The following is a 24,439-nucleotide window of genomic DNA, read 5'->3' as shown; positions in this document are numbered from 1 at the left end:
ATGAAAAAAATGACTTTTACCTCTGTCCAACCGACTGTCATAACAGATGGTTTTTTCCATAAAATACAAACAGGCCTCTTATTCGAACATCCCAATATTCAAGTCATACAGACATATTTTGATCAAGACTACTATCGGGATACATTATTTGATGAATGTGGGATTACCTACCCACTGAAGCTACATAGTGCTGTCAATAAGCGGCGAGCGGAATATCTGGCAGCCCGTTACTGTACGCAACAAGCGTTAAACCACCTCGGTTATCCTGGTTTTCAGGTCACCAATGCCCCGGATCGTTCTCCCGTCTGGCCTGACAATATTCTTGGCTCTATCTCCCATACAGCCAACTGTGCCATCGTATTTGCAGCGACTCGTGATAAATACCGGATGATCGGCGTAGATATTGAACAAGAGATCAAAGCAGAGACGATTGAAAGCGTTTCCCGCAGTATTATTAATCCCAATGAGGCGGCATTATTAACAGCATGTCCTTTGCCTTTCACACAAGCATTCACCCTTGCCTTCTCTCTCAAGGAGAGTTTATTTAAGGCACTTTATCCCCATGTAAAGTGCTTCTTTGATTTTCATGCTGCAGAAATTACCTCAATTGATTGTCGTGACCACACGATTACGATCTCATTGCTGCAAACATTATCTGAGGAATATCAAGCCGGTTCGCCATTTCATGGCCACTTTGTCCTGATGCCACGACAACAAGTATTGACATATTTACTGGGTTAATGGAGTGGGTTGAAAATAACCAGATCCAATGATTTTACTCAGGGATAAGTGAATGAATCATCTCTGTGGAACTGCCCATGTCACTCAATTGAAGTAAGAATAGGAAAAGGATTACACACACATTGCCCACACTTAAGAAAGTGTGGGCAATGTAATTATCTATTTTTATATAATAACAATTTTAAATCTAAATATTTGTGATATAGATTGCACAATTAAACCAATTTATCCAATTATCCATTTATTCATGGAATGATGGACTTATAAGTTAAGCTAACCATAACCATGTTAGTTCGGCATAGTATCGTACTGAACCCAATGAATATGATATGAATAGTTTTGCTTTATATATCTCTAATTTTGACACAACTGTAATTTTTGCTTCGGTTAAAAGTTTGGAATGTTTTGTTTCTGTTATTGCACTAGCTAGCTTTTGCGAAGCAGTTTTCTACGATGGGCGAGTAGCCAACTTATGTGACTAAACAAAATACTAACTACTAACAGTGAGAAACACAGAATGAATGAAGCTAGAACACCCCCCAAAATAGTAAGCGCATTTGTTCGTACCCGCGTCAAAATTCCTATACATGTTCGTACCAGTAAACTGAAATTTGAAGCCGAGATGGTAACGTTTTCCGGCCTTTGCGACATTGGAGAACATCTTGCAATCGTCTTTGAACCCCTTAGCAAATCACCGCATGTTCGGGTGCATTCTGAGTGCCTGACAGGTGATGTATTCGGCTCAGAACGTTGTGATTGCGGAGAACAATTAGACGAAGCAATTACTATGCTTGGTAAACTTGGTGGCATCCTACTTTATCTTCGTCAGGAAGGGCGAGGTATCGGGTTGTATAACAAGCTGGATGCATATCACTTACAGATTTCACAGGGGCTTGACACGTTCGCAGCTAACCAAGCGATCAATTTTCCTGAAGACATGAGAAACTTCCGCGTAGCCGCTGAAATGCTACAAGCACTTGGTATTTCCGAGATAACACTTGTCACTAACAATCCAGACAAAGTTTCCCAACTAAAAAGAAATGGAATCCGGATTAAGAGTGTATTACCAACAGGTGTGTTCGTTAATAACACGAATCAAAGCTATTTACGAACGAAAATTAACAAACACCATCATACCATAAACCTCGGGGAGGACTCCCAATGATCACTCATCAGGCACCGATTAGCGGAGTTTCTGCATACCGAGATAAATATGTATTAACGGCTGGTTATGATAACCAAGTCATCCTGTGGGATGCAAAAACTAATCGCCCGATAGCTCGGGCGATGCATGATCACTTGGCGAATCAGGGGGGATTCTCACCTGATGGAAATTACGCAGTTACATCATCATCAGATTATAGCGCTCGGCTCTGGACTATACCTGATCTGCGATTGGTTGCTATATTTGCCGATCATAACGACGATGTAGAAATGAGTGTATTCCATCCGAATAAACCGCTGATCGCAACCGCCTCACGTGACCAAAATGTCCGAGTATATGATTTCAGTGGCAAACTTTTGCATATATTTAAAGGCCATTCAGCCGACGTCATCTCAGTTGCATGGATGCATCATGTCGACGAACTCGTTTCATCAAGTGATGACGGAACGATCAAACGCTGGTCACTTGAAAAAAATAGTCTTATTGCTGACATCAATCTAAATGGCATCGAAACCGACACAATAGCCATTGCTGCAAACGGACATATTTTTGCTGGCAATGACGAAGGAGAGATAATTTCAATCAGTACTGATGGCACGCAGATCACGTTCAGAGCACATAATGCAGGTGTGAAACGCCTCGTGTTAGACCACGACAAAGGGCTTCTAGTATCTCTGTCATACGATCGCACAATGCGGCTGTGGGATGTTGATCCATGTGGCCGGTTAGAAGAGTTAGTCAGTGCTTCACTCCCCCCTGAGGTATGGCCACGTTCATGCTCCTTTGCAGGTGATGATCATATCGTATTTGCAACTTTCCAGGCAAGTTATCGCCTATACAACTGGAAAACAGGTAACTGGGATTTGTCCGAATTAGCACCGACAAATGGTATAAATACAGTTGTGTTAGTCGATGATCAACAATGGGCAATTGGTGATGCTGGCATTGTGTGGGTAAACCAACATGAATATATACGAATAGGCAGTCTATGTAACTTTCTCACCCCCGTAGGCGACATTATCTTGACAGGTGGTCAACTCGGAAAAGTATTCGATGCGTGTACGGGTCGTGAGTTGTACCAACACCGTTCCCCATTAAACTGCGGTGTGTCTTTCAAGCTCAATGGGATAGATCATGCGGTTATAGGCACATACACAGGTGAAGGTATCGTTCTACGCATTGAAGGTTCACTCGTAACGCACGTCACTGATTTGCCACTACATGGTAACGCCGTCAAAGATATCGCTACTTCTGGTGATTTAATTTTCTCCATTGCGGCAGATGCATCAGCGACTTGGTATCGCTTATCAACACTTGAACAATTATACACACTCAAGCACGCACATGAGAAGATTGCAAATGGCTGTATAGGTCTCGGTGAAGGCTATTTTGCTTCTGTTAGCCGCGATCTGAAATTGCGGATCTGGTCGCCAAATTATCATGTAAATGTAATCGCAACACCACACACTCATTCGATCAAATGTGTTTCGGCAGGAGTTAACGGCCGCTATATAGCGACTGGTAGCTATAACGGCCGTGTTGCTATTTACGATCATATAGATGCCCACTGGGTGATCAATGAACGAATAACAACCTCAGGGATATCATCCCTCAGTTATAACTCAATGTCACATATGTTTATTGCAAGTTCATATGACGGCAATGTCTACCATATCCCGCTGGAGCACATATGAATAGTAAGACTAAAATGCATTATATTGATAATAAAAGGATAATATCTCCTGTTGATACTCTGAACACACTACCACAAGATTATGAAAAAGTATTACGTTCAGATTTTCTGGCGAGTTATAGTGAAAAACTAGACGTCTGGACAGAAGAAACAGCAATGCAACACGCAAGCACTATCTTGCATACTCATCTTGCTCGCCCTTCTGATGTACTGGATGTTGGTGCAGGGCGTGGACGTGACACTCAATTCTTGCTTTCGCAAGGCCATCGTGTCACAGCCGTTGACCTCATCGAACTTCCCGAATGGCCACAACTAATACAGAACTGGGGCAATCAAGTTCAATTTCGCGCGGTGCCAGTAATTGAACTCGATGGTAAGGCGCTTTTTGATGGTGTACTCGATAATGGCTGTCTACATCACCAACACCCTGACGAATACGTTGTCTACCTCAGGCGGATCCACTCGCTTTTACGTCCGACAGGATTCTTTACCATATCAGTATTTGAATCAAAAAGGCCAGGGAAGCTATATGTAAATAAAGCGCAACGGCTTTATCGTGAGTTCACAGAATCTGAGCTTACCGAGCTGTTGAGTATTGAGAATTTCACTCTTGTCAGTGTGCATCGAGTACCACGTCCAACGACTGATCTGAACTATCTAGTGATGACGGTTAGTAAATCAGCCCCTACTGAGACGAGGATATCTCCATGAAACTGATGCTCACCGACAACCCTAACAATCTCAGTGATCGGGCAGCAATGGCTCTACCTGAAGATTTGTTCGTTGGACGCATGCCTGCAACGGTATTTTCGGCACAGAGTGATCTGTTACAACTTAAACCCACTGAATGGATAGACATCATTCAAAATCCATCAATACCATTTGAGCGCCGTTACACGGCAGGTACTTTACTAAACTTTTCTGGCGATCAACGTATTCGCCCGCTTGATCCTGAAATGTGTGATGTACCCGCCGCCAATGTTTGGCTCGGTACCACATTAGAACGAGTTCCGCAGATCGTTGCTAAATGGGAACATGTTGGCGTAATTGAGAAGTGGATAACTAAGGAATGCCCATGCTACCACGTGGAAATTAAGGCATTTCGGATGATGCGTTATCCCGTCACGAATTTCGAGTATAGGTTGTTTCTTGAGCAAACTAATGCACCATGGCTTCCGACATCCTGGACTTTCGGCGTCTATCCAAATGAACGGGCAAACCATCCAGTCTGGTCTGTTTCTCCAGAAGCAGCAGAAGCATATGCAGATTGGTTGAGCAACACCACTGGACGGCATTTTCGGTTACCTGAAGAGGCTGAATGGGAATACGCAGCATCTGGAGGCACCAGATCCGAGTATCCGTGGGGTAACGAATTCAATCCTTACGCAGCTAATACGGCCGAAGTCGGACCATTATCGACGACTCCCGTAGGTATATATCCTCTTGGTCGTAGTAAGTTTGGAATCGACGATCTCGCTGGCAATGTCGAGGAGTATGTTGCCGAAGATTACTATCCCTATCCGGGAGGAGATGTAATTCACGATGATCTAATAAATATTCAGGGAAGCTATCGAATAGCCCGAGGCGGTAGCTTCACGCGTTTTGGTGACTTAGCGCGCTGTGCTCGTCGCCATGGCCGATACCAGCGTGACATTTACGCAATGGGTTTTCGGCTTGTAGAATCGCGTTGAGAATAATCAGGGCGGTGATCCGAGCACATTATAACTGTAATAGTGTATCAACATATCGGAAGATGACACCTTTGCAATGAGCTAATTTTCAAAAAAAGTCCCATTAATGGTAACGCAAGACGTGTCAACTTCTCAAAAAAATATTATTAAGCGAGGGATTTCAATGTTAGAACTGGTAAATGAGACTATTTATAAGTCAGAAAACGATAACCTTACACTGACTTCAGCTAGCGACTTAGTTAAATTGTCTGATCAATATCGCCAATCTGCAGTCTTGCACTATGCCATTGCTGAAAAGCTATTTGATTTAACACAGAAAAAATGCGCACCATCAAAGATGGCCCAAAATTTCGGCATGGTAGAAAGTAAAGTATTTATTCTGTTAAATGCACTTGTTGCGCTTGGGCTTTTAAAGAAGGATGGCAACGAGTTTTTGAATACTGAATTGACTACTCGATATTTGACAAGTACTAGTTCCGACTACATAGGTGCAATCATTGAACATCAATATTTGCAGTGGGATAACTGGCCTAGAATGGGAGAAATTTTACGTAGCGAAACGCCGCTCAACTTTCAACAAGAAAACCTTTTCAAACGTAATGAACGTGCCCAAGATGCCTTTAATGATGCAATGGTACGTCTAAGTCAACCCATGCGTGATGTCGTCAGTAACCTTAACGTATTCAAAAATGCCAATACGTCTATCGATCTTGCAGGTGGGCATGGTACATACCTCGCAGAAGCATTACGCCACCATCCACAACTGACAGGTCAGATATGGGATCTGCCGACTACCCGCAAAGCTGCACAGAAAACTATTGAAACATACGGCCTAAGTGAACGACTCAGGTTTTGTGAGAAAAACCTACTTAATTCTCTCAACTTTGAGGGAGAGGCGGCTGACATAGTTATGTTGAACGATTGCCTCCATTACTTTAATGAAAAGGAAGTACAAGAAATCATTCGTTGTGCATCAAATCTTGTGAATCCTGGGGGAACATTATTGATCCTTACAATGACATTGGATGAAAATCGTGTCACCCCTGCACTATCTGCTGACTTCTCACTCCACATGATGGTTAACACCAATCACGGTGAACTACATCCAACACAATGGATAGCCCGTGTGATGAATGAAAATGGTTTATCTATCAGAGAGCAATTAATTGGTCGTTATACCCTGCTCATTGGTCAACGCCTTGTTAACGAGGTCTAACTATGCTTGTTTTCGAAATAATCAGTCTTGATATCAATCCCGCAGACGCGGAACAGATCGTTCACACGTTATCCGAACAATGCACCGCAGCTGGATACCGATTGAATATAGCTAAAACGGATAATACCGCCCCTGATGGGATATTCGTGCTTTCACGTGGTACATCAAGTGTTATAAACAATAAAAGACTAACTGAAATTGGGCTAATCGCTGTTGCTCAAATAGGTATCGATCAGGATGGTGTCAATGATGAAGTATCTACGGTATGGAACGAATGCAGTCAAAGCGCATTCTACTATCCCCTTGCACTTGAGATGAAATCTGTAAGTGAATCGACGGATGTCGTACAAGACTGGCTTGCAGGCTTTGCTACATTTACAGCTTGTATCAAGATGTGGCGGCGTTTACGCAACAAACCTGAAGAGGGAAAATCAAGCGAACTGCGAGTGAACCATATCAATATTCTTGCACGAGATCTTAATAAATCTGTCAATTTCTATCATCGAATTTTAGGCGCTTCCTATTGCTATAATTTGGGTCCAAAGAAAGCGGTTATGGAGTTGAACGGATTCGACTTTTTTATTGAACAGGCCGATACCGTTATCTACCCGCCTGGCTACCATTTTGGCGTGCGTACAGATCCCGAAGGGGTCAAATCAATAGCAAAAATAGTTGAGGCAGATAGTAGCATTAAGGTTGTGAAAGGCAACGGTCCTGCCCCGGGTTATCATTTAGGGTTGGATCGTGTACGCACGGCTTTCTACTTTGAAGATCCTGATGGTCTTGTTATAGAAATCTATTCACCAGAAATCGAAATGCTTGAGAGCAATCCATATCTCATCTCTCAACATTTCTCTCTGGATGAATAACTATTAATTAATCGATAAACAGGCGAGGTAATTCCATGGATTCTAACAATACTCCCTCCTGGGGGGAACTACTTTCCGGACGTAATGGTTTACTTTCAATTGCGCTTGCAGGAGGAGTTGCGTTACATGCTATCAATATCTATATTGCAACAACTATACTGCCATCCGTTGTACGAGATATTGGTGGGCTTGAATACTATGCATGGAACACCACGCTGTTCATGGTCGCGTCAATTATTGGCGCGCCATTATCTAAAAACATTCTAAGTCGTTTTGGGCCACGTGCTGCTTATCTTATCGCTCTCGTCATATTCTGTTGTGGAACATTCATATGCGCAAGTGCAAAAGACATGATGTGGATGCTTATTGGGCGATTTACGCAAGGTTTCGGCGGTGGCATTCTGTTTGCACTCAGCTACGCACTCATCCGTATTGTATTCGATGAACGGTTGTGGCCCCGAGCGATGGCAATGGTTTCAGGTATGTGGGGTATCGCAACACTCTGTGGACCTGCAATCGGAGGCATCTTTGCACACGCGGACACATGGCGTTTCGCTTTCATGGCACTTTTGCCAGTTGCAGCTGTACTTGCAATGATTGTACTCATCCAGTTGTCTGCCTATCAAACATCGAATACACAGACGGAAAGGGCCGCAATTGGCAAAATCCTGTTACTTGGTGTATCCGTACTTATTATATCGTTCGCAAGTCTGTCTAAAGATATTTTTGCAAATATCTTTGGTGTCGTAGTTGGCATTGCCATTGTCGTATTGATTGCCCGTTTTGATCGTGAATCGAAAATTAAATTACTGCCGACTGGTGCTTACGATATAGGGGCTCCTCTTGGCGCAATCTATGCCTGTATGGCTTTGCTTGTAATCGGTATGACGACAGAAATATTCGTACCGTATTTTCTACAAACTATCCATGGCTATCGTCCGTTAATTGCAGGCTATGCCACTGCTCTAATGGCTGCAGGGTGGACGGTGGGCTCATTATTCAGTTCCGGACGCAGACCGCAAACTGTACAGTGGCTTGTACGGCGGGGTCCAATTCTAGTTGTGCTTGCACTTATTACATTGGCAATCATCATGCCATCACAATACCTATTCAACCCGACTTTTAGCTTTATATTGATGTGCATTGCCCTTGTCGCAGTAGGCGCAGGTATTGGTGCTACTTGGCCACACCTACTTACTCAAGTATTTACCAGCGCTCCTGCTGGTCAGGAAGACCTTGCCTCAACCTCGATTACAACAGTGCAACTGTTTGCGACAGCCATTGGTTCAGCACTCGCAGGTATCGTTGCAAATCTTGCCGGGTTTACGGACCCGGGTGGATTGGCAGGAACTCAAAGTGCCTCTGCATGGTTATTTGCCATCTTTGCACTAGCACCGGTATTCGCAGCATTTATCGTTCGCCGTATACGTGTTGCTTGAGTGTACTGAACACTATCAACAAGAACTCATTGCACGGGGCTAATATGATTCTAGTGAGTGAAATCGACCTGTTTAAGACTTCACATGCATTCGGAATCCTCAGATGGGCTACGATAGCCATGATCAATAACCGGCAGTCATTCGCAATGACAACCCGCACTATCGATCGCATGATGAACATGGAGTGACTTCAACAGAAGAAGCCCCCTCATTAATACTCCATTATTGAATCTAGCCTAACAGGAGGTATCCGATGATAAACTTTCTTCCCCTTTATGACGGTAATTGCTACGTGCAAATAGACGATAATGTTGCTGCCAAACTCAAAGGATTTGAGCTCCGACTTCTCGCCAGCCGTGTTATCGCTATTCGTGACAACCGACCATTTTGATCTAGACGGGCTGGCATCTGTCTATTCACTGCTCTCACCTAAACACGCACAAGATCATAAGCAACTTCTCATTGATATTGCACGGTTTGGTGATTTCTCTTGTGGTTATAATCCAAGAGCACGCCGACTTGCATTTGCACTGAATACAATTGCGGTACAAACATCGAATATTATAAGAACATTGCCCAATGAAAGTTTGCGTATTGCAGCTCTCTTCAAAACAATGTTACCAGCATTGCGTGACCTCCTGGATGCTTCAGTGATTCAGGAAACACTTTGGCGTGATGCTGAACAGCAACACAGTGAAACAGAAGCATTACTTAATCATCAGGACGTAATAGTTGAACAGTATCCAGAGATCGATCTTGCTATATTCCGGTTACCTATTTATAGCGATACACCTGTCTCACAACGTTACTTAGGATTTTCTCCTATTAGTTTCCATAACCGCACGCTATTATCAACCATTGCTATTGTCACTCAAAACGATATCGTTATCCAACAACGCTATGAAGGGTGGGTAGAATTATCCTCCTCTGCGCCACGACCGCGTCGTGATCTATCCATTTTTGCACAAGCGTTACGAGCAAGCGAAACGAAAGATTGCTGCTGGCACTATGATGGAATACAACATATTATGCCCCGCCTAGGGTGTGACACTGCACAGCGAAGCAGTCTACCTATAGAAACTATCATCAGTGAGCTAAAGCACTTTCTGTCCATTGCCCCAGCAGCTTGGTCACCAAGTGTATACTCAACGTCTTAAAACTACTATCGTGATATTTATAAAGTTAATGTGCCATCTGGTCAGCAAAAGCTAAGTGTGTAAATCCCTCATTTGGCCAACATATCACTAACATTGGCATAGCTCATCGGTGTTGAGCCATACCATCGTAAGTACCAGAGAATGATCGCCGTCGCAAAGTGTTTTCACTTAAATCCATTAGACATCATATTAGTCCACAAAAAATGAAGATAAGTGATTGGTTTTCATCACAATATCATTTTTTTGCAACAAACTCGTTGTGCGATCAGATAGCATGATGCTGAAAAGATATATTCTTCTTGGACGCCTGTAAATACAGTAACTCCAATCCAATCGTCGCGGCAGCCAGAGCCGTAATCTCGGATTGATCATAAGCCGGCGCGACTTCCACGACATCCATGCCGACGATATTCAGTGGCTGCAAACCCCGCACGATTTTCAATGCGCGATCTGACGTTAATCCACCAATCACGGGGGTACCCGTGCCCGGAGCAAATGCCGGATCAAGACAATCAATATCAAAGGTCAGATAAATCGGCAGATCACCAACCACCGTTTTGATCTGGTCTACCATCTCATCAACACCGCGATCATTGACTTGCGCAGCATCCAGTACCGTGAAACCATGATCCTTATCGTGTTCAGTACGGATACCAATTTGTATTGAATGATGAGGATCAATCAATCCTTCGTTCGGCGCATGATAAAACATCGTACCATGATCGAATTTGCTGCCGTTGGGATACGTATCCGTATGCGCATCAAAATGGATCAGAGCCATTTTGCCAAAATATTTTGCATGGGCACGCAACAATGGCAAGGTAACAAAATGGTCACCGCCAAAAGACAGCATGCGCTTGCCTGCGGCTAACACGTTTTCCGCATGGGCCTGCAACTTATCACTCATATCCTGCGCATCACCGAAGTTAAAAACCAGATCGCCGCAATCGACCACATTCAGGTGCTTACGCAAGCTAAAGTTCCACGGCCACCGGCAGCTTTCCCACGCCAGATTCGTCGATACCTGACGAATCGCTGCAGGCCCGTGACGGCTACCTGCACGCCCTGATGTCGCCATATCAAAGGGCACTCCCGTAATCACCCATTCCGCATCACTGGAAGCAGGCTGAAAATGCAATGGAAAACGCAGAAAGCCGAAAGCATTTGAAACCAACGAATTATCAATTTGGTTTCCTAACGAGCTAATACTCATGATATATCCTCAAAAGTCCTATACTGGCTTATTACCAATATTCAATGATTAATCAGAATGATTCATCTTCTAAATAGGTATACCCATACAGACCATTTTCAAACTCTTGCAGGAATTGTGCCTGTAAATTTTCATCCAGATCTGTCGATTTCACTTGATCACGGAAACGGGTTAACAGTACCTGCGGTTCCAGTTTGACATATTGCAGCATCGTCGCGACAGAATCGCCCTCTTCACTCTGCTGATAAGTCACTTCACCATTTTCGTCCACATAAACATCAATCGCGGCGGTATCACCAAACAAGTTATGCATGTTACCCAGAATTTCCTGATAGGCTCCAACCATAAAGAAACCAATCAATGGCGGTTTTTCCGGATCATAAGCCGGCATTGGCATGGTTGTCGCCACACCATCACCATCAACATAATGATCAATCGTCCCATCAGAGTCACAGGTGATATCTAATAGAACGGCACGGCGATCTAATGGCTTATCCAGCCCTTCAATCGGCAACACCGGGAACAACTGATCAATCCCCCACGCATCCGGCATTGACTGGAATAACGAAAAATTCACGTAGAATTTATCTGCCATACGCTCTTGCAATTCATCAATGATCGGACGATGAGCACGATTGCTTGGATCAAGATCCTGCTGGATATGACGACAGATATTTAAGTACAGCTCTTCTGCCCATGCACGCTCTGACAGATCCAACATTCCGTGGGCATACTGGGTATGCACATCATGCAGATCAAACTGGCTATCATGCAACCACTCACGCAGGGAACGACGGTTACCATCAGATTGCATCTCCTGCCAGGTATTCCACAGGCTGGTCAAGGGACGAGTCGCCTCTTCTGCGGGGGGCGTTGTTTCGGTGAATTCATTGCGTTCCACCCCAATGACATTAGAAACTAAAACAGTGTGATGGGCTGTCAATGCACGGCCGGATTCCGTAATCACCGTAGGATGAGGCAGTCCGTGCTCTTCACATGCATCGCCAATCCCCCAAATAACATTATTCGCGTATTCATTCAGACCATAATTCACCGAACAATCTGACTGAGAGCGTGTTCCTTCATAATCGACCCCTAAACCACCACCAACATCAAAACATTGAATATTGACACCCAGTTTAGAAAGCTCGACATAAAAACGGGCCGCTTCCTGTACTCCGGTTGCCACGTCGCGGATATTCGCCAATTGAGACCCCAGATGGAAATGCAGTAATTGCAAACTCTCCAACCGCCCTGCTGCACGCAACGTCTCAATCAATTGCAATACCTGCGCCGCCGCCAAACCAAATTTGGATTTTTCCCCGCCACTGGATTGCCATTTCCCTGCCCCTTGTGAGGCCAGACGAGCCCGTACACCAAGACGCGGTATCACATTGAGGCGCTCAGCCTCTTCCAGCACCATAGCCATTTCAGACATCTTTTCGATGACCAGGTACACTTTGTGTCCCAACTTTTCACCGATCAGTGCCAGACGAATATATTCCCGATCTTTATAACCATTACAAACAATCACCGTACCTGTCATGCCTGCATGAGCCAATACTGCCATTAACTCGGCTTTGGAACCGGCTTCTAATCCGATCGGTTCATCCGCGTTTGCTAATGTCTCAATAACACGGCGATGCTGATTAACCTTAATCGGATAAACGAGGAAGTAATCCCCTTGATAGCCATAAGATTCACGCGCACGCTTAAACGCTGCATTTATCGAACGCAAGCGATGTTGCAAAATCTGAGGAAAACAAAACAGTGCCGGCAAACGCAATTTCTGTTCTTCTTGCTGAACTCGCTTCACCAGATCGGCGAGGGCAATTTGCGCGTCCGGTAAATCAGGGTTTGGGCAAACACTGACATTTCCCAGATCATTGACATAGTAATAGCTGCCGCCCCAGTATGCGATATTATAAGTCTGTCGCAGTTTACGGGCGATATTATCATTCATGGCAGTCTCCTTTATGGAGTTGAGGTTTGCCTTCACCTGTAAGTCAATAACCCAAGACACTCTTTGACCGAGCATATCTTGCGCATTAAAAAATGTCAGGGAACAGCATGCTCTTAGGATTATAGGAATGTTTAGAAAAACTAAACACTATCTTTACTGTATGACGCGATGATGTTAACGCAATATGACCTGTTTATACGCGGGTGATCGGCAACATCGAATTGAATTCATATTGAAATTGAAAAGGCAGGAACACGATGTGAATACATCAATGACATAATGTGGCTGTTGGCCGTTAATAATCAGCAGATAATGGTTCATCACGCCCATTCTCCCCACATGGCCTACTTACAGCAAGCCGTTTCTCAATCGAGAAGCAGGATACACATACGCTCCTGCAAACATCTGTCACTCAAACTACAAAAATCGACTTAGCGAGTCGCGCAGTTTATACCTGTAATTCGGCAAAATTGCAAAATGAAATTTATTTCAATGGGACGGAATTCCCCTATTTTTTAGCGAGGAAAACGAAAATAACACACAATGATAGAGATTTAAGCTTAAAAAAACTGGTAACCTTGAAAAGAGTAACTTAAAATGGCCGTCTAGATGGTAAAACATCCACCCTTAACCCAAAATTATATTTAAGGTAACCAAATATAATGACTACACATCTTTTCACTTCTGAGTCAGTTTCAGAAGGACACCCGGACAAAATTGCCGACCAAATTTCCGATGCTGTTCTTGATGCCATTTTAGCGCAGGATCCCAAGGCCAGAGTTGCCTGTGAAACTTACGTTAAAACCGGTATGGTGATGGTTGGTGGCGAAATCACGACCAGTGCCTGGGTTGATATTGAAGAAATTACACGTCGCACTGTACGCGAAATCGGCTATACCAGCTCCGATATGGGATTTGATGCCAACTCATGCGCCGTTATCAGTGCCATTGGTAAACAATCTCCAGATATCAATCAAGGTGTTGACCGTGCCGATCCTCTGGAACAAGGTGCAGGCGATCAGGGCTTGATGTTTGGTTATGCGACTAATGAAACTGATGTCCTCATGCCAGCCCCTATCACCTATGCACACCGTTTGGTTGAGCGTCAGGCTGAAGTTCGTAAAAACGGCACGCTGCCGTGGTTGCGCCCGGATGCAAAAAGTCAGGTCACCTTCCAATACGATAACGGTAAGATTGTCGGTATTGATGCCGTTGTCCTTTCAACCCAGCATTCTGAAGATATCACTCAAAAAGCGCTGCAAGAAGCGGTGATGGATGAGATTATCCAGCCGGTGCTGCCGACGGAATGGCTGACTTCGACGACCAAATACTTCATCAATCCAACAGGTCGTTTCGTGATCGGTGGCCCAATGGGTGACTGTGGTTTGACAGGTCGTAAGATCATTGTCGATACCTATGGTGGTATGGCTCGTCACGGTGGCGGCGCATTCTCCGGTAAAGATCCCTCCAAAGTTGACCGTTCAGCAGCCTATGCAGCACGTTACGTTGCCAAAAACATCGTTGCCGCAGGTCTGGCTGATCGTTGTGAAATCCAAGTATCTTACGCTATCGGTGTTGCTGAACCCACCTCTATCATGGTGGAAACCTTTGGTACAGAGAAAGTTTCAACTTCAACACTGATTCAATTAGTTCGTGAATTTTTTGATCTGCGCCCTTATGGCCTGATTAAAATGTTGGATCTGTTACACCCCATCTATCGCGAAACTGCGGCCTATGGCCATTTTGGTCGTGAACAATTCCCTTGGGAAGCAACAGATAAAGCTGAAATTCTGCGCACTGCGGCAGGATTGAAATAATTTTCAGTTCATCGATGAAGCCCGCAAACATTGCGGGTTTTTTCATCACTCGTCGAGGGTGAGTAAGACTCACGATCATTGACACCATGCACATTAAATTTTATTGGGTATATATTTAATTAGATATTAAAAATCAAATAGATATTTAAATTACCGTATTCAGCTATAATGAAATTTGTTAACATTCCCCTTTTCTTACAGCACGCCGTGATGCGCACCACGCGACAGAAATTAACGCAGGCGAGTCATTTTTGGCAGCAAAGCTTTCCAGAACCCCACATAACCTATCAACAACGTGGGACAATTGCAGGCAGTGCCCGGCTACAAGACTGGGAAATCCGCCTCAATCCTATTTTGTTGATCGAAAATCAGCTCGCTTTCATTAATGAAGTTATCCCGCATGAACTAGCTCACCTATTAGCCTATCATCAATTTGGCAAGGTAGAACCACACGGCAAAGAGTGGCGCTTTATTATGGAAACCCTATTTAAAGTCCCCGCCAATCGAACTCATCAATTCTCTGTGCATTCTGTTCGCAGTAAGATATTTATCTATTATTGTCGCTGTCAGCACCATGAACTGACGATAAGACAACACAATAAAGTTCTCAGAGGAAAAAGTTGTTATGTTTGTCGGCAATGTGGAGAAAGACTGACATTATTGTGACCCACAAAATTGTACCCCAAAAAATGCCCCTCAATCAGGGCACCTTGTTTAAAGCATATGAAGCAATATCAGCATCAGTGAAGATGTCATACACTCATTTCTTACGCATGTTGGCAGCTTTAATTTTTTCGGCTTCTTCAATTACCTGATCAGCCGTTTTTCCATGCAAGGATTGATAAAATCGCTGTTCAAACTTTTGTATATCGCCATATTTGATATTTCCCTCTCTGTTATCCTTAAACAAATCATCAAAGTTGATACTGTTAGTCATCACGACATTCAATGAATCATCAAATTGTAATTTTTTATCTTCTGGCAATGTCTCTCTGATCTTTTCAATGGATGTTTTTAAAGCAATTTCATTTGTTCCATCAATTTTGGGTTGATTATCACATCCCGCCAATACACATCCCAACAAACAAATCACTAACAATCTTCTCATAACCAACCCCGCCTATCACCGATAAAGCAATAATAGCAGAAGTAGAACAGATAAATTGTTTTAATAGAAAATTATATTACGGCATCATGCAGGGTCGTCACTTAATTATTGATGTATACATCCGACATTTCGCACCAATTTATTGATCTTTTTGCTGGAAATAACCACATAATAACGGCAAATTCAAACATCAGATACAAAAAAATAAACTCATTAAGTGTCTATTTATTCCACATAATAGCTCACCTATTATAGGTATATACCTGAAGTTATCCATAGATTAAATATATCAGACATGATATACATCACGTTATTTATTTTCCATACCTGATTAGAAAATAAAAATAAAAATCATAGATATTAACAAAGCGATCAGACACAGATTAATACAGTGATACATAAGTGAATTTATCTCTCAAAATGATGAATAACCGGGAGAAAAATGGGGGATATATCACAATAATTCATTATTAATGTATCACTTTATCGTGATAATCGTTTAAATTTTTAATATACAGGACACAAAAAATAATTTATATTAAAAACGAGAAGGTGATCCCTCTATGTTTCATTAAAGCTGCTTTCATTATTTCCATCCGATATTCCGCATCCATATTCATAATATCTTGTTTTTATTAAGAATAAATACATAAAAAAACAGACAACTATCAATATCATGGCATTTTAAAATGGCCGCGGGATCTCAACTGTCATTATACCTTATCCAAAAATTAGGAATTAATCCTATAGTTACTTCAACCTATTTTTTCTAGTATACCTAAACCAACGTACCCGGAGAATATAATGAAAAAACTACATGATATTGCCGAAGAATTGTTACCCACTAAATCGTATAAGATGCTGATTAATGGAAAGTGGGTGGATAGTGTTTCAAAAAGTACGATGCAAAGCTACAATCCCGCAACCGGTGAACGGTTAACAGAATATGCCGCCGGTAATGCCGAGGATGTGAAACTGGCCGTTAACGCAGCGCAAAACGCCCTGCCAGCCTGGCGTAAAACCTCCCCCGCAGAAAGACAATCGCTGCTATTAAAAATTGCCGATCTGCTGGAGGCTGAAGCTGAACGCTTTATCGTCCTTGAAACACTAGATGCCGGCAAAACTCAGGCTCTGTGCCGTCATTTTGATATTCCTTTCTCTGTTGATCATTTCCGCTATTTTGCCGGCGCTATCCGTGCTCATTCCGATGCCTGTGATGTCATTGATGACGACACCTTAAGCTTAGTGATCAGAGAGCCGATTGGTGTGGTTGGACAAATTATTCCATGGAATTTTCCGCTATTGATGGCGGCCTGGAAGATCGCCCCCGCCCTTGCCGCCGGTAATACCATTGTAATCAATCCTGCAAGTCTGACCCCCATTACGCTCCTTGAATTAGGGCGGATCATGAATCAAGTTTTACCTGCGGGTGTTATCAATATTGTGACGGGACGTGGTTCTGTTGTCGGTCAAGCCATCCTCGACCATGAAGGCATTGGTAAGGTTGCCTTTACCGGATCAACAGACGTCGGTTATAACGTTGCCGCCGCCGCAGCGAAAAGGCTTATTCCCGCAACGCTGGAATTGGGGGGTAAATCTGCCAATATTGTCTTCCCCGATGCCAATATGAAAAAGGCCGTCAAATACGCGGCCAACGCTATTTTACTGAATCAGGGGCAAGCCTGTGAATCCGGTGCCCGCCTGTTCCTGCATAAAGATATTCACGATGAATTCCTGAAATCACTGAAAACCGTCTTTGAATCAGTCAAAGTGGGTGATCCCATGTTGGCAGAGACAGAAATGGGCAGCCAGGTAAGTGAAGAACAGATGAAAACGATTTTAGGTTATATCGATCTTGCAAAACAGGAGGGAGCAACCGTTCTGACAGGCGGAAAACGCATGACAGGCGCAGGATATGATGATGGTTTCTTTATCCATCCAACAATTATTATCAATGTAACCAATGACATGCGGGTTGCGCAGGAAGAAATCTTTGGCCCGGTACTGTGTGTTATTCCATTCAGCCATGAAGAAGAGGTCATCGAAATGGCCAATGATTCCGAATATGGCCTGGCCGGTGCCGTATGGACGCAGGACATTAACCGCGCCTTGCGTGTAGCGAAAGCAATCAAAACGGGACGTATGTGGATTAATACCTATCACGATCTGCCTGCTCATGCGCCTTTCGGGGGGTATAAGAAATCAGGACTTGGACGTGAAACGCACAAGATGATATTGGATGCTTACACTGAAGTGAAGAATATCTATATCAGTACCAAAGCAGACTAACGCGTTCTTTGCCAATAAAATCGCCACCCGGTAAGGTGGCGATTTTGTTCATCACTGATTTAAATGTTAAACAGCCGAAAAGATTAGATCCAGAAGAACCAGGCAACCACAGAAATAATCACAATACACGCCAGGTTCAGCACGATACCGACTTTAACCATCTCTATTTGCTTGATATAGCCAGAACCATACACAATCGCGTTAGGGGGGGTGGCAACAGGTAGCATAAATGCACAGGATGCACCGATACCAATGATCATGGTTAAGACCATGACGGGCATTCCTAGTGCTTCGGCAACCGTGGCAAAAATAGGCACCAATAACGCGGCGCTGGCCGTGTTGCTGGTGAATTCTGTCAGGAAAATAATAAACGCAGCAATTGCAATGATGATCACAAACCAAGGGCTTGTCCCAAAAGTTGCCGCCATGCCATTCGCCATCACTTCACTCGCACCCGAATTTTTCAGGACGGCACTCAGTGTCAGACCTCCACCGAACAGCATCAACACACCCCATTCCGTGTTATTTTGAATCTGTGACCAGGTTGACACCCCCGTGATACCAATCAGGATAGCTGCGCTCACCGCAATAATCGTATCCAAATCTTTGACACCACCAAGCGCACTACTGATAAATGAACTGAAAATCCAACATACCACGGTTAACAGGAAAATGGTCATGGCAATCAAACGTTTACCATTCCACTCCAACTGTTCTAATTCCAGATCAAATTTGTGTTTCAGGTTCGGGCGCAGCATGATGTACATGATCCCAACCATCACTGGCAATAGAATAATGACCATTGGCACACCGTATTTCATCCAGGTGAAGAAATCCATACCCAGTTGTGCCGCAGCGATGGCATTTGGAGGACTGCCGACCAACGTTCCCAAACCACCAATACTGGCACTGTATGCGACGCCTAACAGTACAAATACGAAAGTATTACGTTCAGAACGTACATCCAAATTCGCCAAAATACCCAGGATGAGGGGTAACATCATTGCCGCAGTTGCTGTATTACTGATCCACATAGACAGTAGTGCAGTAATCCCAAATATCAGCAATACCGCCACCGATAAACGCCCGCGAGCAATCATCAACAAACGGTTAGCGATTAATCTGTCCAGCCCCTGGATATGCAGGGCTGTTGCCAATGCAAATCCACCGAAGAACAGGAAGATTATCGGGTTTGCAAACGATTTCAATGCGTCACCGGTATTCATCAATCCCATCCCAACGGCCAGAATAGGCACACACAGTGCCGTGATAGTGACGTGAACGGCTTCCGTTAGCCATAGCACACCAACAAATGCCATCAGTGCTAAACCTGCGTTTGCTTTTTCCCCATAAGGCAAAAACTTAAGCAATACGATAAGCAAGATGATATCCAGCGCGAGAATAATTAGGCCTCTCTTATTTAATGGTGTAGGCCCAACCGCTGGTGTTAAAGATTCAGAAGCGTCCATGAAGACTCCGTAAGACAATGAAACATAGTTCCGTAATGTAAAAATAATAAGTTATGAATCATTGCAACAATGAATGTTAAAGAATTACATTACATGTAAAATAATAAGTAGTATCAACGAGGAAGAAAATACGAGTTGTATAATTTTGAGATCTGCCACGCGGGATTTGTTGATTTATCAATTAATAGACGAAAAAAGAACCATAATTTCTGTTGTCACATCACATTTTTACCCTGTCATAGAATGGGTAGCCACCCTAAGAAATAAAATTTTATTTTGTTAAAAAATAAAAAAGCCTTCTTCCCTCGGTGAAAACATAAAGAATATTTACCCTATTTTTTCGAAAATCCTCTTCTCATTCATCGCATCAGTGAGTGGGATCAACAAAATATTCCGTTATTAAAAAGGGATATTTTGTTGATCTGGTAAAAAGCCACCGGTTAACGGGTGGCTTTCTACTCTTTGCTTTTCTCTTCACTTTTTAGCGAAAAAGTCAGAGAACGCTGTCGGCGATTATGCCTGACCTTTCACTTCTTTCAGGCCGTTGAAAGGTGCACGATTACCCAGTGCTTCTTCAATACGAATCAGCTGGTTATATTTAGCAACACGATCAGAACGGCTCATAGAGCCAGTTTTAATTTGACCAGCTGCCGTACCCACCGCCAGGTCAGCAATCGTTGCATCTTCCGTTTCACCAGAACGATGAGAGATAACCGCAGTATAACCGGCCTCTTTTGCCATCTTGATTGCGGCCAGGGTTTCAGTCAAAGAACCAATCTGGTTGAATTTAATCAGAATGGAGTTTGCAATTCCTTTTTCGATCCCTTCTTTCAGGATCTTGGTATTGGTAACAAACAGATCGTCGCCAACCAACTGGATTTTGTCACCCATCACTTTCGTCTGGTAAGCAAAGCCTTCCCAATCCGATTCGTTCAGACCATCTTCGATGGAAACGATAGGATATTCTTTAGTCAAGCCTTCCAAATAGTGGGTGAATTCCTGAGAGGTGAAAGTCTTACCCTCGCCTTTCAGTTCATAGTGGCCAGTTTCTTCGTTATAAAATTCGGAAGCAGCACAATCCATCGCCAGAGTAATATCTTTACCCAGTACGTAACCTGCTTTCTCAACGGCTTCTTTGATTGCAGCCAGCGCTGCGGCGTTGGATTCCAGGTTTGGTGCATAACCACCTTCATCACCCACCGCAGTGTTCATGCCTTTTGCTTTCAGCACCTTGGCCAGATTGTGGAATACTTCGGAACCCATACGTACCGCTTCTTTCAGTGTGCTAGCACCCACTGGCTGGATCATGAATTCCTGGATATCGACGTTATTGTCTGCATGTTCACCGCCGTTGATGATGTTCATCATTGGCAGAGGCATGGAGAATTTACTCGGCGTACCGTTCAACTCAGCAATGTGCTCATATAGTGGCATGCCTTTCGCTGCCGCGGCAGCTTTGGCGTTTGCAAGAGAAACAGCCAAAATCGCATTAGCACCGAAGTTAGATTTATTTTCAGTACCATCCAATTCGATCATGATCTTATCGATGTTAGTCTGATCTTTCGCATCCTGACCAACCAGAGCCTGTGCAATCGGGCCATTGACCGCAGCAATTGCTTTCAGAACACCTTTACCCATGAAGCGAGACTTATCACCATCACGCAGTTCCAGCGCTTCGCGCGAACCGGTTGATGCACCTGATGGCGCAGCAGCCAGACCAACAAAACCCCCTTCCAGGTGTACCTCTGCTTCGACAGTTGGGTTACCACGGGAGTCAATGATTTCACGGCCAAGCACTTTAACGATTTTGGACATTCGGTTTTCCTCAGTACAAGTTAAGTTCCGGGCAACAGATTGAAAAAGTGACGACCTTAAAACGCTCGGCTTAATCCCAACCTATTGCCCCATATCTTATTTCAACTGGCCTTTCTGATATTTGCTTGCGGCTTCAACAAAGCCGGCAAATAACGGATGACCATCACGAGGCGTTGAAGTGAATTCCGGGTGGAACTGACACGCGACAAACCATGGGTGTGCAGGGTTCTCAATGATTTCCACCAGCTTATTATCGATTGAACGACCCGCAACGCGCAAACCGGCCTCTTCAATACGTTTCAACAATAAATTATTCACTTCATAACGATGACGGTGACGCTCAACAATGTCACTCTGGCCATAAAGATTACGTACCAGACTATTTTCCGTTAAATGGCACAACTGACCACCAACGCGCATCGTTCCGCCGAGATCGCTCTCTTCGCTACGGACTTCTAAGTTGCCGTCCTCATCACGCCATTCGGTGATCAGACCAACAACCGGTAACTGACACTCAGGTGCAAATTCAGTCGAGTTAGCCCCTGCCATACCCGCAACATTGCGAGCAAATTCAATCAGGGCAACCTGCATGCCCAGACAGATTCCCAAATAGGGGATCTTGTTCTCACGGGCATAACGTGCTGTCATGATTTTGCCTTCGATACCACGGCCACCAAAACCACCGGGAACCAAAATTGCGTCCAGATCTTTCAGTACATCAACACCACGAGTTTCAACATCTTGCGAATCAATCAGCTTGATATTGACCGTCAGGCGACTTTTCAGCCCACCATGTTTGAGTGCTTCAATCACTGATTTATAAGCATCTGGCAATTCAACATACTTACCCACCATCCCAATGGTAACTTCACCGGATGGATTCGCTTCTTCATAAATGACCTGTTCCCATTCGGACAGATCCGCTTCAGGGCATTCGAGGCTGAATCGTTTACAAATATAATCATCTAAGCCCTGAGATTTCAAGAGGCCTGGGATTTTATAAATGGAATCAACATCTTTTAAGGAGATAACCGCTTTCTCTGGCACATTACAGAAAAGCGCAATTTTTGCTCGTTCATTGGCAGGGATCGCGCGGTCTGAACGGCAAATTAACACATCTGGCTGAATCCCAATGGACAGTAATTCTTTCACCGAATGCTGGGTCGGCTTCGTTTTCACTTCACCCGCAGCAGCCATATAAGGCACTAAAGTCAAGTGCATAAACAGGGTGTTTTCACGGCCTACTTCCACCGCCATCTGACGAATAGCTTCGAGGAATGGCAGGGATTCGATATCACCGACGGTGCCACCGATTTCCACCAAGACAACATCGTGGCCTTCTGCACCACGGATAATACGATCTTTGATTTCATTGGTGATATGAGGAATGACCTGAATGGTGGCGCCTAAATAATCGCCACGGCGTTCTTTGCGCAGGACTTCAGAATAGACACGACCTGTCGTGAAATTATTGCGACGTGTCATTTTGGTTCGGATGAAACGTTCGTAATGACCTAAATCGAGATCAGTTTCAGCGCCGTCTTCGGTAACGAAAACTTCCCCGTGTTGGGTTGGGCTCATTGTGCCTGGATCGACGTTAATATACGGGTCCAGTTTCATAATGGTAACATTGAGTCCACGGGCTTCGAGTATAGCCGCCAAAGAGGCTGCGGCAATGCCTTTACCCAGAGAGGATACGACCCCGCCGGTCACAAAAATATAATTAGTTTTCATGCTGAACCTGAAAGTTTAGGTTTAAAAGGATGATGAATATAACAGGACGGGAAAGCAGTATACCCTAACCTTAATTTCGCTACAAACCATCTAAACAGGGTAAAGTGTCAGATAATCAGTTACACAGCGAAACAATAACACTAATTTCGCTTTAAATTCATCAAGTTATTTACGCAAAATTTTTTCATCTGATTCCGGTTATTCGGCCATAACTCGGTATCCTTTTCACGATTTTCATCTTTTTTCAGATGATTGCCCTACGCTTTCTGATTTTTCACCCGTTGCCACATTGCTTCCATGTCGTCCAGTGTTGCAGTTTCCAATGATAATCCTTTGTCTTGAATCAATTTTTCGACGTGCCGAAAACGATTTTCGAATTTCTGACAGGCTTTCTGTAATGCCACTTCCGGTTTATGCCCCAAATGACGGGATAGATTCACCACCGAAAACAGCAAATCACCGATCTCTTCTTCCAGCCGTTCGTTATCAACCACAGCTTGCTTTGCTTCATCCATCACTTCATCAATTTCTTCGTAAACTTTGTCCAGCACCGGGCCCAATGTATCCCAATCAAAGCCTACCGAAGCACAGCGCTTCTGGATTTTATACGCTTTCATCAGCGCCGGCAGACTGGCAGGAATATCATCCAGCACCGAATGTTGATCTTTCTCAGCCCTTTCTGCGGCCTTACGCTGTTCCCAGCTTGCTATTGCTTCTTCGTTGCTGATACCGGCTTGTTGATTGAAGATATGGGGATGGCGGCGTTCCAGCTTGTCGCACACTGTTTCACAAATATCATCAAAATCAAATTGTTGCTGTTCTTGCGCCATCTGGGCATAAAACACGATATGAAACAGCAAATCGCCCAATTCTTCTTTCAAGGCATTGGTATCATTGCGTTCAATCGCATCAAGAACTTCATAGGTTTCTTCCAGCGTATAAGGTGCAATCGTCGCGGAGGTTTGTGCTTTGTCCCAAGGGCAGCCGTTCTGGGGATGGCGCAACTGCGCCATTATCCCCTTCAATCGTTCAATCGAAATAGGTTTCATCTTATCCATGC

20 protein-coding genes and 1 pseudogene are annotated in these 24,439 nt (G+C 44.0%); 13 read left to right on the top strand and 8 right to left on the bottom strand.

From position 1 onward, the window contains the following. From XPG1_RS02940 to XPG1_RS02900, 10 genes are all read left to right on the top strand, one after another. Window positions 1–741: a 4'-phosphopantetheinyl transferase family protein gene (locus XPG1_RS02940; RefSeq protein WP_045957757.1), complete on the top strand. Its 741-nt coding sequence runs from the start codon at window positions 1–3 to the stop codon at window positions 739–741. Window positions 742–1,258: 517 nt separating this feature from the next. Continuing rightward, window positions 1,259–1,906, top strand: a complete 648-nt coding sequence (locus XPG1_RS02935; protein ID WP_045957756.1) for a GTP cyclohydrolase II — start codon at window positions 1,259–1,261, stop codon at window positions 1,904–1,906. Further along, a complete protein-coding gene (locus XPG1_RS02930; RefSeq protein WP_045957755.1) occupies window positions 1,903–3,600 on the top strand; it encodes a WD40 repeat domain-containing protein in 1,698 nt (565 codons plus the stop codon). Before XPG1_RS02935 ends, XPG1_RS02930 begins: the two co-directional genes overlap by 4 nt. Further along, on the top strand, window positions 3,597–4,310 hold the full coding sequence (locus tag XPG1_RS02925; RefSeq protein ID WP_045957754.1) for a class I SAM-dependent methyltransferase: 714 nt from the start codon (window positions 3,597–3,599) through the stop codon (window positions 4,308–4,310). Before XPG1_RS02930 ends, XPG1_RS02925 begins: the two co-directional genes overlap by 4 nt. Continuing rightward, window positions 4,307–5,290 (top strand): formylglycine-generating enzyme family protein, encoded by a 984-nt coding sequence (locus XPG1_RS02920; protein ID WP_045957753.1) that lies wholly within the window; start codon window positions 4,307–4,309, stop codon window positions 5,288–5,290. Before XPG1_RS02925 ends, XPG1_RS02920 begins: the two co-directional genes overlap by 4 nt. Before the next feature lie 163 nt (window positions 5,291–5,453). Continuing rightward, the gene (locus XPG1_RS02915) at window positions 5,454–6,506 is read left to right on the top strand and encodes a methyltransferase (protein ID WP_045957752.1); all 1,053 of its coding nucleotides are present in this window, start codon (window positions 5,454–5,456) and stop codon (window positions 6,504–6,506) included. 2 nt (window positions 6,507–6,508) lie between these two features. Beyond that, on the top strand, window positions 6,509–7,375 hold the full coding sequence (locus tag XPG1_RS02910; protein WP_045957751.1) for a VOC family protein: 867 nt from the start codon (window positions 6,509–6,511) through the stop codon (window positions 7,373–7,375). A 35-nt stretch (window positions 7,376–7,410) separates the two neighbouring features. Beyond that, entirely contained in the window at window positions 7,411–8,814 is a 1,404-nt protein-coding gene (locus tag XPG1_RS02905) for an MFS transporter (protein ID WP_045957750.1), read from the top strand. A gap of 253 nt (window positions 8,815–9,067) precedes the next feature. Next, complete coding sequence (locus tag XPG1_RS18215) at window positions 9,068–9,205, top strand: hypothetical protein (RefSeq protein ID WP_157879425.1); 138 nt, start codon at window positions 9,068–9,070, stop codon at window positions 9,203–9,205. Continuing rightward, complete coding sequence (locus XPG1_RS02900) at window positions 9,186–9,971, top strand: DUF6687 family protein (protein ID WP_157879424.1); 786 nt, start codon at window positions 9,186–9,188, stop codon at window positions 9,969–9,971. Before XPG1_RS18215 ends, XPG1_RS02900 begins: the two co-directional genes overlap by 20 nt. A gap of 71 nt (window positions 9,972–10,042) precedes the next feature. Here XPG1_RS02900 and XPG1_RS19220 read toward each other — a convergent pair. From XPG1_RS19220 to speA, 3 genes and pseudogenes are all read right to left on the bottom strand, one after another. Next, window positions 10,043–10,117 (bottom strand): annotated as a pseudogene (locus tag XPG1_RS19220) (IS6 family transposase); the annotation flags it as partial. Window positions 10,118–10,236: 119 nt separating this feature from the next. Continuing rightward, window positions 10,237–11,184, bottom strand: a complete 948-nt coding sequence (speB, locus tag XPG1_RS02895; RefSeq protein ID WP_045957749.1) for an agmatinase — start codon at window positions 11,182–11,184, stop codon at window positions 10,237–10,239. A 52-nt stretch (window positions 11,185–11,236) separates the two neighbouring features. Beyond that, on the bottom strand, window positions 11,237–13,147 hold the full coding sequence (gene speA / locus XPG1_RS02890; protein ID WP_045957748.1) for a biosynthetic arginine decarboxylase: 1,911 nt from the start codon (window positions 13,145–13,147) through the stop codon (window positions 11,237–11,239). A 662-nt stretch (window positions 13,148–13,809) separates the two neighbouring features. Here speA and metK point away from each other — a divergent pair. Both metK and XPG1_RS02880 read left to right on the top strand, forming a co-directional pair. Continuing rightward, entirely contained in the window at window positions 13,810–14,964 is a 1,155-nt protein-coding gene (metK, locus tag XPG1_RS02885) for a methionine adenosyltransferase (protein ID WP_045957747.1), read from the top strand. Window positions 14,965–15,132: 168 nt separating this feature from the next. After that, window positions 15,133–15,630 (top strand): SprT family zinc-dependent metalloprotease, encoded by a 498-nt coding sequence (locus XPG1_RS02880; protein ID WP_045957746.1) that lies wholly within the window; start codon window positions 15,133–15,135, stop codon window positions 15,628–15,630. A gap of 94 nt (window positions 15,631–15,724) precedes the next feature. On the opposite strand, the gene XPG1_RS02875 is transcribed toward XPG1_RS02880, so the two are convergent. Then, complete coding sequence (locus tag XPG1_RS02875) at window positions 15,725–16,057, bottom strand: DUF6694 family lipoprotein (RefSeq protein WP_231853040.1); 333 nt, start codon at window positions 16,055–16,057, stop codon at window positions 15,725–15,727. Window positions 16,058–16,876: 819 nt separating this feature from the next. Here XPG1_RS02875 and XPG1_RS02870 point away from each other — a divergent pair. Further along, window positions 16,877–18,361 carry an aldehyde dehydrogenase family protein gene (locus XPG1_RS02870; RefSeq protein WP_045957744.1) on the top strand — a complete coding sequence of 495 codons (1,485 nt, stop codon included), beginning with the start codon at window positions 16,877–16,879 and terminating at the stop codon, window positions 18,359–18,361. Between the two features lie 83 nt (window positions 18,362–18,444). On the opposite strand, the gene XPG1_RS02865 is transcribed toward XPG1_RS02870, so the two are convergent. The 4 genes from XPG1_RS02865 to mazG form a co-directional block, all read right to left on the bottom strand. Continuing rightward, window positions 18,445–19,830: an SLC13 family permease gene (locus tag XPG1_RS02865; RefSeq protein WP_045957743.1), complete on the bottom strand. Its 1,386-nt coding sequence runs from the start codon at window positions 19,828–19,830 to the stop codon at window positions 18,445–18,447. 513 nt (window positions 19,831–20,343) lie between these two features. Then, window positions 20,344–21,645, bottom strand: coding sequence for a phosphopyruvate hydratase (eno, locus tag XPG1_RS02860; protein WP_045957742.1), 1,302 nt, complete (start codon window positions 21,643–21,645; stop codon window positions 20,344–20,346). A 96-nt stretch (window positions 21,646–21,741) separates the two neighbouring features. Beyond that, window positions 21,742–23,379: a glutamine hydrolyzing CTP synthase gene (pyrG, locus tag XPG1_RS02855; protein WP_045957741.1), complete on the bottom strand. Its 1,638-nt coding sequence runs from the start codon at window positions 23,377–23,379 to the stop codon at window positions 21,742–21,744. A 257-nt stretch (window positions 23,380–23,636) separates the two neighbouring features. Beyond that, window positions 23,637–24,437 (bottom strand): nucleoside triphosphate pyrophosphohydrolase, encoded by an 801-nt coding sequence (gene mazG / locus XPG1_RS02850; protein WP_045957740.1) that lies wholly within the window; start codon window positions 24,435–24,437, stop codon window positions 23,637–23,639. Window positions 24,438–24,439: the final 2 nt, after the last annotated feature.

This window comes from Xenorhabdus poinarii G6 (genome assembly GCF_000968175.1).
Classification (GTDB): domain Bacteria; phylum Pseudomonadota; class Gammaproteobacteria; order Enterobacterales; family Enterobacteriaceae; genus Xenorhabdus; species Xenorhabdus poinarii.
This window is presented reverse-complemented; position numbering and strand designations above follow the sequence as displayed.